Annotated in this window: 8 protein-coding genes; 4 read left to right on the top strand and 4 right to left on the bottom strand. The window is 64.3% G+C overall.

Annotated features, from left to right (window positions below):
* Window positions 1–152 precede the first annotated feature (152 nt).
* A complete protein-coding gene (locus CGL56_RS17595; RefSeq protein ID WP_099107903.1) occupies window positions 153–3,287 on the top strand; it encodes a glycoside hydrolase family 2 TIM barrel-domain containing protein in 3,135 nt (1,044 codons plus the stop codon).
* 354 nt (window positions 3,288–3,641) lie between these two features.
* Window positions 3,642–6,515, top strand: a complete 2,874-nt coding sequence (locus CGL56_RS17590; RefSeq protein WP_099107902.1) for a PKD domain-containing protein — start codon at window positions 3,642–3,644, stop codon at window positions 6,513–6,515.
* Between the two features lie 73 nt (window positions 6,516–6,588).
* On the opposite strand, the gene CGL56_RS17585 is transcribed toward CGL56_RS17590, so the two are convergent.
* The 4 genes from CGL56_RS17585 to CGL56_RS17570 form a co-directional block, all read right to left on the bottom strand.
* A complete protein-coding gene (locus tag CGL56_RS17585; RefSeq protein ID WP_099107901.1) occupies window positions 6,589–8,217 on the bottom strand; it encodes a long-chain fatty acid--CoA ligase in 1,629 nt (542 codons plus the stop codon).
* 73 nt (window positions 8,218–8,290) lie between these two features.
* Complete coding sequence (locus tag CGL56_RS17580; protein ID WP_209280314.1) at window positions 8,291–8,992, bottom strand: hypothetical protein; 702 nt, start codon at window positions 8,990–8,992, stop codon at window positions 8,291–8,293.
* Between the two features lie 176 nt (window positions 8,993–9,168).
* Entirely contained in the window at window positions 9,169–10,326 is a 1,158-nt protein-coding gene (pelA, locus tag CGL56_RS17575; RefSeq protein WP_099107899.1) for a pectate lyase, read from the bottom strand.
* On the bottom strand, window positions 10,304–11,449 hold the full coding sequence (locus CGL56_RS17570; protein ID WP_209280313.1) for an alpha/beta hydrolase family protein: 1,146 nt from the start codon (window positions 11,447–11,449) through the stop codon (window positions 10,304–10,306). The genes pelA and CGL56_RS17570 overlap by 23 nt, the downstream gene beginning before the upstream one ends.
* Before the next feature lie 193 nt (window positions 11,450–11,642).
* Between CGL56_RS17570 and CGL56_RS17565 the strand changes: the two genes are divergently transcribed.
* Complete coding sequence (locus CGL56_RS17565) at window positions 11,643–12,125, top strand: DUF4199 domain-containing protein (RefSeq protein ID WP_099107897.1); 483 nt, start codon at window positions 11,643–11,645, stop codon at window positions 12,123–12,125.
* A gap of 55 nt (window positions 12,126–12,180) precedes the next feature.
* Complete coding sequence (locus CGL56_RS17560; RefSeq protein WP_099107896.1) at window positions 12,181–13,740, top strand: sulfatase family protein; 1,560 nt, start codon at window positions 12,181–12,183, stop codon at window positions 13,738–13,740.
* Window positions 13,741–14,181 lie beyond the last annotated feature (441 nt).

The following is a 14,181-nucleotide window of genomic DNA, read 5'->3' as shown; positions in this document are numbered from 1 at the left end:
CCCGTTTTTGCGTGCTACTCCTTCCGCAGCCGCAATTCGCGCACGGTGCCCCCGGGTTGACGGGCCGCTGACCGATGGCCGGGTCGCCGGGGAGAACCCGGCAAAAGGTTGTGGCTTAAGTCGTAAGTTGCTCCTTTAACCCCTCGATCCCTATGCGCCTGGTTTTCTCCGTTCTTGTTTGCCTTGTCCTGCTTCCCATCGTTCTCTCCGCCCAAACCCTCCGCGAATGGGAGGACCCCGAAGTTTACCAGATCAACCGGGAGTACCCCCACGCTGCCTTTTACCGCTACGCGTCTCCCGAGGCGGCGCGGGCGCAGGTGCCGTACGAACAGTCTCCCTTCTACCGCAGCCTGAACGGCAGTTGGAAATTCAACTGGGTGCCCACTCCCTCCGACCGGCCGGTGTACTTTTACCAGCCGGATTTCGATGTGTCCGCCTGGGCTGACATCCCCGTGCCCGCCAATTGGGAACTGGAGGGCCACGGCACGCCGATCTACACCAACATCACCTACCCCTTCCCGGCCAATCCGCCCTTCATCGACCACGACCACAACCCCGTGGGCAGCTACCGTCGCAACTTCACCGTGCCGGCCGACTGGGCGGGGCAGGAGATCTACCTCCACTTCGGTGGGGTCAGCTCGGCCTTCTACGTCTGGGTGAACGGCGAGCGGGTAGGCTACAGCGAGGGCAGCAAGACACCGGCCGAATTCCGCATCACCCACTACCTCCGCCCGGGGGAGAACACCCTGGCCGTGGAGGTGTACCGCTGGTCGGACGGCAGCTACCTGGAGGACCAGGACTTCTGGCGGCTCAGCGGCATCGACCGCGACGTTTATCTCTACGCCACGCCGAAGGTGACCCTGCGCGACTTCCGCGTGGTGGCCTCCCTGGACACCATAGCCTACCGCGACGGCGACTTCCACCTTGAACTGGAGTACCGCAACACCACCGGCACGGTGAGTGACGCCTACCGGGTGGAAGCCACCCTGCTGGAAGGCGAGCGGCCCGTCCTGGAGTTCAACCGCCCGCTCCGGGTGCCCGTTGGCGGCGGGGCGGTGGAGTTCTCGGGGACGGTCCCCGCGGCCCGGCCCTGGACCGCCGAGACGCCCAACCTCTATACCCTGGTCATTACCCTGCGGGATTCCGTGGGCCGGGCGGTGGAGTCCACCAGCTCCCGCGTGGGCTTCCGGACCATCGAGATCCGCGACAACCAGTTCCTGGTCAACGGAGTGCCCGTCTACCTCAAGGGCGTCAACCTCCACGACCACGACCCGGCCACGGGCCACGTGATCTCCGAGGAACTCACCCGCCAGGACATGCAGCGGATGAAGGAATTCAACATCAACGCCATCCGGTGCAGCCACTACCCGAAGAATGAGTTCTTCTACCGGATGTGTGACGAGTACGGCTTCTACGTAGTGGACGAGGCCAACATCGAGACCCACGGCATGGGTACCACCAACCAGGGCCTCGACGATGACTTCCAGCGGCAGGCCATCCACCCCGCCTACCTGCCCGAGTGGCGGGCCGCCCACCTGGACCGCACGGTAAGGATGTACGAGCGCGACAAGAACTTCCCCAGCATCGTCACCTGGTCGCTCGGCAACGAGGCCGGCAACGGGGAGAACTTCTACGTCACCTACCAGTGGCTCAAAAAGGTGGACCCCACCCGCCCCGTGCAGTACGAAGGCGCCACCCAGTACGAGAACACCGACATCCAGGCCCCGATGTACGCCCGCATCCCGGACCTCATCGCCTACGCCGAGGACGATCCCCAACGCCCGCTGATCCTGTGTGAATACGCCCACGCCATGGGCAACAGTGTCGGCAACCTGCAGGACTACTGGGACGTCATCGAGCGCTACGACGTGCTGCAGGGCGGATTCATCTGGGACTGGGTCGACCAGGGCCTCGACGCCACCACCCCCGACGGCGTCACCTACTACGCCTACGGCGGCGACCTGGGCGGACAGTACCTCCAGAACGACCGCAACTTCAACCTCAATGGCCTGGTGAGCCCCGACCGCTCCCCCCACCCCGCCCTCCACGAGGTGAAGCAGGTGTACCAGTACATCAAGTTCCCCGACTACGACCCGGTGGCCGGCCGGTTGACCCTCTATAACGGCTACGACTTCATCAGCCTGGACCGGTTCGCCCTCTCGTGGAGCCTCCTGGCCGACGGTGAAGAGGTGGCCTCCGGCGACCTGCCCCCCACCGCCCTGGCCGCGCGACGGGACACCACGCTTGCCCTCGAACTGCCCGCCCGGGAAACCGGCCAGGAATACTACCTGCGCGTACAGGCCCGCCTGAAGGAAGCCGAGCCCCTGCTGGCGTCGGGCCACGTGGTTGCCAGGGCAGAGTTTCCCCTCTCAAAACCCCATTTCGCCCGGCTGACGGCCACCCCCGGTAACTCGCCCGAGGTGGAGGAAGGGCCGGAAACCGTTACCCTGAGTGGAGAAGACTTCACCGCGGCCTTCGACAAGGAAACCGGCCTGCTCTACCGCCTCGACTACGGCGCGGGCAACTTGCTGGTGAGCCCCCTCAAGCCCAACTTCTGGCGGGCACCCACCGACAACGATTACGGCTACGGCATGCCCCGCGAAGCAAAGGTCTGGAAAAAGGCCAGCCAGGAACCCGTACTGAAATCCTTCACGGTGGATCCGGCCGAGAACGGGCTGCAGTGCCTCACGGCCGAATACGACCTGCCGGGTACCGGTGGCACGGTAAAGGTCAGCTACACCTTCAACGCCCGGGGCGAACTGCGGGTAAGCAACCAATTAAGAGGCGTCAACAAGGAACTGGCGGCCATCCCCCGCCTCGGCAACACCTTCGCCCTGCAACCGGCCTACGACGCCGTGACCTACTACGGACGGGGCCCCGTGGAGAACTACCAGGACCGCAACACCGCCGCCTTGGTGGGCCGCTATTCCAGTAGCGTGGGTGACCTTGGCTACGCCTATACCCGCCCCCAGGAGAACGGCTACCGCACCGGGGTGCGGGAGGTGCAGTTCCTCGACGGGAATGGACGGGGCATCGCGGTGCGGGCAGAATCGGCCCTCCTCGGCTTCAACGCCCACCACCAGCTGAACAGCGACTACGACGAGGGCCCGGAAAAGGTGCAGCGCCACACCTACGACATTCCCGTGCGCCCGCTGGTGACCGTAAACGTGGACTACAAACAATCGGGCGTCGGCGGCGACGACAGCTGGGGGGCCCGCCCCCACGCCCAGTACACCCTGCCGGCGGGCGACTATACCTACAGCTTCCTCCTCAGCCCCGTCCGCTGATAGCGGCACTCACCTTCCCTACCGTATGAGAACTGGTGGTGGCCCGACAAATGGCCACTTTCTTTATAGCAAGTCAAAAATAATATGTCGGCTACCTGACGTTTACTAGGAAATCAAGGTCTTTTTAACTCCGCTCAACGAACATCCGGAGTTAAAACACCCAACCTGCAAAATTAGTCGGTGGGGGTAGACCGTTTGAGGGTGACTTATTTGATTCTCTCTGTGTTGTTCACGTTCGTTTAAAGCGTGATTGGTATTTGCACCTGATTCTCTCTCTGATTTTATCTCTCTCTCATGAAAATTATTCCAACGCTCAAGGGCGTAATAGCTACCGCTTTACCCTTACCCAGCCTCTTGGCTTTCTGTCTCCTTTGCAGCGTCGGTCCCGCCGGGGCCGCGTCGTACTTTGAGGGACCCGCCGTCCGGTCGATTCCGGCCCTGACGGTGACCGCCGATACAGAATGGACCTACGTCGTAAACGGCTCCTTCACCGGTGAAGGGTTGGGATTTGCCGCCACCCTGGCCGACGGCAGTCGGCTACCGGACTGGGTAAAGTTCTCCCCCGCCGAAGCCACCTTTACCATCCAGGCGCCCGCCGCGGCCGTGGGTGAGCTGTACCAGCTGCGGGTGACGGCCCTCGACGCCCTGGGTTTCCAGGCAAGCGTCTCCTTCCCCCTGGCGGTTGGCACCAACCTGCCGGATTGCCGCGTCGACGCCAATACCGACCGGCTGGGCAAGATCCTCCACTGCGCCGGTGACACCGTCACCCTGCGCGGCTATTCGGCCAGCGATGCCTACCGCTGGACGGGGCCGAACGGATTCTCCTCCTCGGCCAGCGAACCCCGGGTAACCGCTCCCGGCCTCTACGTACTGGCCTCCGGCACCGCCGCCTGTCCCAACCGGGCCGTGGTGGAAGTCGTCCAGATCGAAGACTGTGCCGCCGACCCCGACCGCAACCTCATCCCTACCGCCCTGATCCGCGCCGACCGCCTCACCGGCACCGGTCCGCTGACCGTCCAGTTCGACGCCACCACCTCCAAGGACGCCGACGGACAGGTGCTCAACTACCGCTGGTCGTGGGAAGGTGGCTCGGCTACCGGCCCCCGCCCCCGGGTGGTTTTCCCCAAAGGCGTCCACGAGGTTATCCTGCAGGTGACCGATGATACCGGTGCCCGCTCCACCGACCGCGTCTACGTTACGGCCTTTGCGCCCCCCACCTATGCTACCTTCTGGCTGGAAGCCGAGTGTGCCCGCGTCGGCGAAAACTGGGCTACCCACACCAGCAGCGCAGCCTCCGGTGAGGCTTATGCGGCTTCCCCGCGCAATGCCACTCAGGCGGCACCCGCGGCCGCGCCCGAAAACCTCCTCACCTTCACCATCCGCGACGCCCAGGAAGGGCCCTTCCGCCTCTTTGCCCGCGTGGACGCCCCGAGTGGCTTCAGCGACTCCTACTACCTGCGGGTGAACGGCGGTGCCTGGTACGCCTGGAAATCGGGCCTGACCCGCAGCGCCGGCTTCCAGTGGAACGAAATGCTGGAAGCGGTAAACCTGGTCGCCGGTACCAACACCATCGACATCGCCTTCCGCGAAGCCGGTACCCGGATCGACAAACTCTTCCTCTCGGCCACCGGTGAGCGCCCCTCGGGCCTGGGCGGCATCGACTACAGCTGCAACGCCCCCAATGAGCCCCCCGTAGCGGTGGCCACCGTGGACCAGCCCTACGGAGCCACCCCGCTGGCCGTAACCCTTGACGGCAGCAATTCCGCCGACCTGGACGGCCGCATCGTTTCCTACCAGTGGAAGTGGAACGGCGGCTCGGCCGAAGGCGTGCGCCCCACCGCCCTGCTGACCACGGGTACCTACTCCGTCACCCTGACGGTAACCGACGACGGCGGACTGGAAGACCGCGACGTGGTGACCATCCAGGTGAACGAAGCCCCGCCCGCCCTGGCCGGTGACTTCTGGCTGGAAGCCGAGTGCGCCGTAGTCGGCAGCAACTGGACCACCGAGACAGCCCTCCTCGCCTCCGGACAGAAGTACGTAGTGACTCCCCGCGGCAGCGCCATGACGGCCGCCCCCGAGGACCGCGCCGAGAACCGCGTCCGCTTTACCCTGGCCTCCGCCGCCGCCGGCACTTACCAACTCTTTGCCCGCATCAACGCCCCGACCAACACGGCCGACTCCTACTGGGTCCGCGTAAACAACGGCGGCTGGTACAAGTGGAGCAGCGGCATCGCCCAGAGCAGTGGCTTCAGCTGGAATAAAATGCCCACTGGCCTGACCCTCGCCGAAGGGGTGAACACTATCGACTTCGCCTTCCGCGAAGCGGGTGCCCAACTCGACAAGATTTACCTCACCCAGCGCGGCAGTCTCCCCACCGGCTTTGGCTCTGACGCCTCGAACTGTGAGGCGGCCAACCCCGCCGGCGCCTCCGAAGCCGAATGCGCCCTGGTGAACAACGGCTGGCAGGAGCGGTCCTCCGCCGACGCCTCCGAAGGAACCTATATGGTCTTCGCCGGGGAGCGGCAGCTGGATGAGCCCGCTTCCGACGTGGTCGGCCAGGAACTGCAGTACGAAGTAGTCGCTACCAAGCCAGGACTTCACCACCTCTACATCCGCCTCGATGCTCCGGATCCTGGCCGCAACAGCGTGTGGGTGAAGGTGGACAACCGCCCCTGGATGAAGTTCTGGCGGGAAACCAACGGCGACCAGCTGCTGACCTCCGGCTTCGAATGGCGGCAGGTGAATCACGACGGCAATGCCGCAGCCATCGACCTCGGTATCGGATACCACACCATCCGGATCGCCAACCGCGAGCCCGGCACCAAAATCGACAAGGTGGTCCTGACTTCCGGGGTGACCGCCCCCGCCGGACTCGGCCCCAACGTTGGCGGCTGCGGCACGACGAGCGAAAGCATGGATATCAACCAGATGTCGATGTCGACCACCCCGGCTTCCTTCACCTCCCCGGTGGCCGCGCCCAGCGTATCGGCCTACCCGAACCCCGCCGTGGAGCAGGTTACCCTGTCCATCAACAGCGACTACACCGGTCCGGTAGACCTGATCGTCTACGACCTCCACGGCCGCCGCATACAGGAGCAGGTACTGGAAAAGGAAAGCGAGCAAATCTCCACCAAACTCACCATCGGATCCCTGCCCAGCGGCATGTACCAGGTGCGCGTGGTGGAAGGCGACCGCAGCACTACCCAATCATTCATCCGGCGGTAAACCGGCTGATCCCTGAAACCGGAAAGCGGTGTCGAAGCAATTCGGCACCGCTTTTCGGTTTTCGGGGGGTAGGTCAGATCAGCTCCTCCTCGGCGTAGCGCCGGCGCAGTTCCTTCTTGTTGAACTTTCCGACGCTGGTCTTGGGCACCTCATCCAGGAAGACGTAGTCGTGGGGAATCTGGTAGCTGACGAAGTCGCGGGCCAGGAAATCCATGAGCTCCTCCTTGGTGGCCGCTTGCCGCCGGTCGTGAAAGACGACGGCGGCCAGGGGGCGCTCGATCCACTTCTGGTCGGGGATGGCGATGACGGCCGCCTCCTTCACCCGGGGGTGGGCCATCAGGGCGCTTTCCAGGGCGACGCTCGAGATCCACTCCCCGCCGCTCTTGATGAGGTCCTTGGTGCGGTCCTTGATCTCCATATAACCGGCTTCATCGATGGTGCTCACGTCGCCGGTGCGGAACCATCCGTCGTCGGTGAAGCTTTCCTGGTTCGCCGTCTTGAAGTAGGCGCTGATCGTCCAGGCACCCCGCACCTGAAGTTCCCCCATCGTCTTACCGTCCCACGGCAACACCGTCCCTTCGTCGGATACGATGCGGATCTCCACCCCCGGGAAGGGGATCCCCTGTTTGGCGCGGACGGCCAGCTGGTCCTTGGGCGGAAGGGATTCGTGGCGGGGCTGCAGCCGGCTCAGGGTACCCAGGGGGGAGGTTTCCGTCATGCCCCAAGCGTGGACGCCCCGAATGCCGAAGTCGCGCTCGAAGGCCTCGATCAGGCTGGCCGGCAGGGCCGAACCGCCCACCACGTACTCCTCCAGCGCCAGGGGTTCGGCGGGTGGGTTATTTTTCAGCTCTTCGTAGATGCCCAGCCAGATCGTGGGCACCCCGTTGGCCCGGGTCACCTGCTCCTCCTGCAGGATGCGGATGAGGGCGGCGGGCTGGAGGTTGGAAGACGGCAGGACCATATTGGCCCCGGCCAGGAGGCATACGTAGGGGTAGCCCCAGGCCATGACGTGGAACTGGGGCACGATGAGCAGGGCCGTATCCCGACTGCTCAGGTTGCCGGCGTTCGGCGACATGATGGCCATGGCGTGGAGGTAGGTGGACCGGTGGGAGTACAGTACCCCCTTGGGCAGTCCGGTGGTGCCGCTGGTGTAGCACATGCCGCAGGCGGTGTTTTCGTCGAGTTCCGGCCACTCGAACTCGTCGGGCTGCTCGGCCAGCAGTTCTTCGTAGTGGAGGATAGGCTCCAAGGTGGTGGTGAAGTCGGCCGGGGCGTTCAGGATCACGTAGTGGCGGACCGTCTCGGCCAGGGGGGCAATCTTCTCCAGCAGGGGAACGAGGGTGGCGTCGACGAAGATCACCTTGTCCTCGGAGTGGTTGATGCTGTACTCGATCTGCTGGGGCGACAGCCGCACGTTGATCGTGTGGCAGACCGCTCCGATGCCTGAAATGCCGTAGTAGAGCTCCACGTGGGGGCCGTGGTTCCAGGCGAAGGTGCCCACCACATCCCCGGGTTGGACGCCGAGGGTGTGCCGCAGGGCATTGGCCAGCTGTTTGCACCGGCGGTAGAGGTCGCCGAAGGTGCAGACCCGCCGGGTACCGTCGGGCAGGTGGGTGATGATCCGCTTGTGGTGAAAGACCCGGTTGCCGTACTCCAGGATGGTATTGGTGGTGAGGGGGTATTGCATCATCAGGCCTTGCATAAGCGGGAGGTTGGGTGGATTTGTAATTTAACCATTCGTCCGGTATTGGCTGGTCGGACGAGCTCCGCCCCAACTATCCCTTCACCACCCCCTCGAAGAAGGCCTGCACCGCCGGCGATTGCCCGAGGGGCTTGATCAGGCAAGCGTAGAGATTCACGGCAATGGCCACGAAGGTGGCCGGGTGATTCAGTTTGCGGTAGTAGCGCGCCGCAGCCAGTACCATCAGCACGATGAGGAACTGGGAAAAGTAGATCGGGGCCATGATGTCGATGTCCGGCCAGTTATCCCGGTAGTAATCCACGTACAGGTTCTGGATCCCCCGCGCCAGGGCCGGCATCATGATGATGAAGACGGTGGTGATAAGCCACCAGGCGTGGTTTTCCAGTTGCTTGCGCTGCACGATACTCATGATCACCGCAACCCCGAAGGCGGCCATCATGGGGATCTCCACGGCCGCCACCCCGTAGAAGAACCAGGGCTCGAAGGGGCCGAAGCGGTCGGCCATTTCCGCCGCCAGATGGGCGTTGTTGACGTCCCGGTGCATCATGCTCAGTGCCGTGAGGCATACGCCCCCCGCCAGGAACATACCGATGATGCCGTTGGTCCGGTGGCGCACGAGCTGCCCGTGGGTGGCGTAGTAGGGCTGGACGATCAGGTAGAGGTACCAGACCGTCCCGGTCCAGTAGTGCACGTGCACCGACCAGGCGTTGTCGGTAAAGTCTCCCCAGTAGTCCTCGTAGATGCCCAATTGCATCACCAGGAAAGGGAGGATCATCCAGAGGTGCAAATTGCCGTACTTGCCCATACGCCAGGAGTGAGTGAAGAAGCGGTCGAATCACCCCGTGCCAATCGGTCGCCGGGGCTACTGCATCATGCGCTGGCCTGCCTGGTTGTTACGCTCGCGGTCAATTTTTTTTCTGGTATTTCAGGGAGGCCCCGGAGGGCAGGTGCCTAATTCCACGCTTTCCGCCAGGCGGGATAGTCCTTTTCCAGCAGCTCCGTAGCCCAGTCGTTGAGCCAGCGGTAGCCCACCCGCCGTTCGTACTCGATCTCGGAGAGGGCGTAGCGCACCACCCCGTCGCGCCCCACGAACATCGGGTAGTTCGTACCGATCTCGTAGAAGCGGGCCCACAGGGGGGTGGCGTGTTCGGGGTCGAAGCCCACGATCAGGTCGTAGCCCTTGGGCAGGGCGGGGTTCTCTTGCCGGATGAGGCGCAGTTCCGACAGCTGTACCCTTTCGAACCAGTCTACCGCTCCCTCGACCGCCCGGGTGATGGCGACCGTGGGTTCCGGTATTCCCATCAGAAAATTAACGATGCCCACGCTTTCCGCCCCGCTCAGGGAGACCAGCTCGTAGGCCCGGGCCGTAGTGGGTTCCAGGGTTTGCGGGTCGTACTGGGCGCACCAGGCGGTTAGCTGGCCATCAACTTCGATCTGGGTGGCCAGAATCAGCTCTACCCCTTTCTCCACCGCCGCGCGGGCGGCCCTCACCCTCCGGCGGTCCACGAAGGGGTAGGTTCCCGTGGCTACCTCCCGCAGCAGCTCGAGGGCCCCGATCATGGCGCCGTCGTTGAAGGTGATGTGGGAGTAATAGCCTTTGCGCAGCGGGTAGTACTGCGGCCAGCCACCGTTCGGGTACTGGGCTTCCAGCAGGTAGTCGATGCCCTTGTTGAAGGCTTCCCGGTAGCGCTCCCCTCCCCCGGCGGCGTACACCCTGGCCAGGTAGCGCAACTGGGTGTAGGTGGCGCCATTATCAATGGTTGGCCGGCCGAGGTCGTGGTCCCGAGTAGCCTGCTGCCGGCGGATGCGCTCCTTCGCCTCCTGGTCCAGGGCAGCGGCCATATCCAGGTTTTTGGGCCAGCCGCCGATGGGGTGCTGGTAGACCAGGAGGTTATCGGCGATGCGGGCGGCCTCGGGGCCGGCGTACCACTCCGCGGGTTGGCGCAGGGCGTCGCGCCATTCGATTGACCCGGCCTGGGCACCGAGCCCTCCGGAAACCAATAGACAGAGCAGGACCGGGAGAAAGGTGGTCCGCCGAAAACGGGTGGGACCATTACGTGGTCCGACCGGTAAATGGTCCGACCAGTTACCACTCCATCCAGCGTGCATAATCTACCGTTTTGAAGGGGTGAATCATCACCTCGGTATCTGCCGCCTGATCGCCGAGGAGGAATTTATCGATGAAGGCCCCCACCTCGGGCCACTGCTCAGCGGGCAACTGGCAATGGCCGTGGCCTCCGTTGATGGAGAAGCCGAAGCGATCGGCCACCCCCAACGCCTTCCACACTTCGTGGGCGGCGCGGGCGGAGACGTAGCCCGACTCGTCGGCCAGCCACTCATAATCCGTGTTTCCCAAAAACAGGAAGGCGCGGGGCGCAATGAGGGCCATCAGCTCGTGGTGGTCAAAGGGCAGGCGGTCCACCGCGTTGGCAAACTGGAACATGCTTTCCTTGAACCAGGCGTGGCTGGTGCGGCCCAGGGTTTCCACCTCGCCGAGGGTTTCCGATACCCGCCAGGCGGCTCCGCCCCCGCCCCCGGGTTCCTGGGCGATGGTCAGGGCAATGCGCTCGTCAAAGGCCCCGGCGAACAGCGCCATCTTCCCCGCGAAGGAGCAACCAGTGACGCCGAGGCGGCTGAGGTCGATGGGCAGCACGTCCTGCGTCAGCTCGAGGCCGTCGATGAGGCGGCTCACCCCCCAGGGCCAGGCCGCGTAGGCGCCCATGTCGGTCTGCTCGGGGTAGAGGTGGTTGATGGGCTCAGCCCCGCGCGTCTGGGTGTTGGCCATAACCTGGCTGAAGTTGAAGGCGATCTGTGCTATCCCGCGCTCCGCGAACAGCTCCGGGGGTAGGCTACCCGCACCCGGCCCTATGCCGATCACCGCGGGGAAAGGCCCGGCACCCGCGGGCAGCGCCACAGCGGCGGAAAGCTGCAGGGTATATCCGTTCCGCGTCACCGCTACGTAGAGGCTGTCGCCATCGAAACGGGCGGTCAGGGTATCCGGGCGCGGGGGCTTGCGGCCTACCTCGTAATGCTGGATCTCGGCCAAAATTTCCGCCCGCCGGCACCGCCAGCCGATCAGGGTGGTATCTCGCCCGCTGCCGTCGGAAGCAGCGAAGGGGTCCGGCAGGGTAGCCACCACCGGCAACTCCTCTAGCCCGGGCAGCGGCGGTTCAGGGCAGTCCGCCCCCGTATGTTCCCGGGGGTACACCAGCGGCACGGACTGGGCAGCCATTGCACCCCCTAGCAAGCTCAGCAGGATAATCAGCGGAATCGATCGGGACGTCAGGGGTAAGTACATAGCGGCTTTGCAATCGGTTTCAAGATTGCGGATTCTAAAGTACGCCTTTGAAAGCGTACTGGGTAGCCTTCCTTGTCCCGCGTGCCCCTTACCTTAACCCTACACCCTCTTTACGCACTCCCCGACCATGAACCGTTACCGCATCGAACTCAAGTGGGCCGTCATCTTCACCCTCATGATGCTAGGCTGGCTGTTCCTGGAGCGGCTGGCGGGCCTCCACGACGTCTACCTGGCCTACCACCCCACCTACACCAACCTGGTGGCCATTCCGGCCGCCATCGTTTACGTACTGGCGCTGCGCGACAAGCGGGAGCACTACTACGGCGGGGAGATGAGCTACCGCCAGGGCTTCACCGCGGGGGTGGTCATGACGGTCATGGTGGCCGTGCTCAGCCCCCTGGCCCAGCTCATCACCCACACCATCGTCACGCCGGACTACTTCACCAACGTGATCCGCTACTCGGTGGAGCAGGGGTATCTCACCCAGGCCGAGGCGGAGGCTAACTTCAACCTCAGCAGCTACGTCTTCCAGGCCTTCATCGGCAGCCTGGTGCTCGGGCTGCTCACCGCGGCGATCGTGGCCTTCTTCGTCCGGCGGCGGGGGACGTAGGGCGCACCGGGGTCCGCGGCGTGCCATATAGGGACAGACTTTCTAAATTGGCAAAATGAAACGATCTGTGCTCCTCCTCGCCGGGCTCCTCGCCCTGTTCCTCGGCTCCTGCGGCCCCGCCCCCGAAACCGACCCCGACACCCCGAACGCCGCCGCTGACCGGCCGAACATCGTCTTCATCTACCTGGATGACCTCGGCTACGGCGACGTGGGCGCCTACGGAGCTACCGCCCTGGCCACCCCGAACATGGACGCCCTGGCCGAAGGCGGACGCCGGTTCACCAACGGTTACGCCTCCTCGGCCACCTGCACGCCCAGCCGCTACGCCCTGCTCACGGGCGTCTACCCCTGGCGCAACCAGGACGCGAAGATCCTGCCCGGCACCGCCCCCCTCATCATCGATACCGCGCGGATGACGGTGCCCCGCATGCTCCGGCAGCGCGGCTACCACACCGCCGTGGTGGGCAAGTGGCACCTCGGACTCGGCCGCGGCAACGTGGACTGGAACGGCCCGGTGAGCCCCGGCCCCAATGAAGTGGGCTTCGACCACAGCTACATCCTCGCCGCCACCCAGGACCGGGTACCCACCGTCTACCTCGAGAACGGCCACGTGGTGGGGCTGGACCCCAACGACCCCATCGAAGTGAGCTACTCGGAGAACTTCCCCGGCGAACCTACCGGCAAGGACAACCCCGAGCTCACCACCATGAAGTGGCACCACGGCCACAACAACAGCATCGTGAACGGCATCCCCCGCATCGGCTTCATGAAGGGCGGAGCAGCCGCCCGGTGGAGCGACGTGGACATGGCCGACCACTTCCTCGCCGAAGCCCAGGCCTACGTGCGTGAACGCGACGACGAGCCCTTCTTCCTCTACTACGCCCTGCAGCAGCCCCACGTGCCGCGCACCCCCCATCCCCGCTTCGTGGGCAAATCGGGCATGGGTCCCCGCGGCGACGCCATCGTGGAGGCCGACTGGGCCATCGGGGAATTCGTGAAGACCCTGAAGGAAGAGGGCCTGCTGGAAAACACCCTCATCGTCCTGAGCTCTGACAACGGCCCCGTACTCAACGACGGCTACTACGACCAGGCCGTGGAACTCGTGGGCGACCACCAGCCGGCCGGCCCCCTGCGCGGCGGCAAGTACAGCCTTTACGAGGCGGGAACGCGGGTGCCCTTCATCACCTACTGGCCCGGCCGCATCGAGCCGGGAGTATCCGACGCCCTGGTCAGCCAGCTCGACCTGCTGCCCTCCCTGGCGTCCCTCGTCGGCGCGGCCACCCCTTCGGTAGACGGACAGGACCTCCTCCCCACCTTCCTGGGAGAGAGCGACCGCGGCCGCGAGCAACTCGTGCTGGAAGCCACCTCCCGCACCGCCCTGCGCAGCGGCGAATGGCTCATGATCCCGCCCTACAGCGGCCCGCCCGTCCAGCGGCAGGTCAACATCGAACTCGGCAACGCCCCCGACTACCAGCTCTACAACCTCACCGAAGACATCGGCCAGCAAAACAACCTGGCCGCCACCCACCCCGAGAAACTGAAGGAACTGGTGCGGGATTTCGCGAAGATCCGCGGGGTGGAGTACTCGGAGACTGAGCTGCTGAAGCTGGAGTAGGAATGGCAGGTCGAGGCCCTTTGGGCCGAGTGTTTGCGTACAAGACGGTAAAGGGTGGAGGGCCTCCCGGCCCGATTGGTTTGAACCACCGAGGCACAGAGGTACACGGAGAATCATGGAGGGAACAACCGTAACTTTCTGTGATTCTCTGCGGCCTCCGTGGTTGTTTAACCTTTGATGTGGGAGGTATGGGAAATCACGCCCAATGACCGCGAGGCCCATTCCTCGGTCCCCTCGGAATTGACCCCGCTAATTCGGCGCCGTCCCTTCCAGGGCCGGGGGAGATTTACCATATACCATTTACAAAGTACCATGGACAATGTGTCCGTGCCTAATATAGCTTGACGGATTAGTGTAAATGATTAGGCGGGAACAGGTCTAGCTGCCCGGTATTGTTTATTATCTGCGTATTCTGTTCGGTGTACACGTGTACACCCGGCC

This window comes from Neolewinella marina (genome assembly GCF_002631205.1).
GTDB lineage: Bacteria > Bacteroidota > Bacteroidia > Chitinophagales > Saprospiraceae > Neolewinella > Neolewinella marina.
The sequence above is the reverse complement of the archived record's forward strand: the minus strand, read 5'-3'. Positions and strand labels throughout refer to the sequence as shown.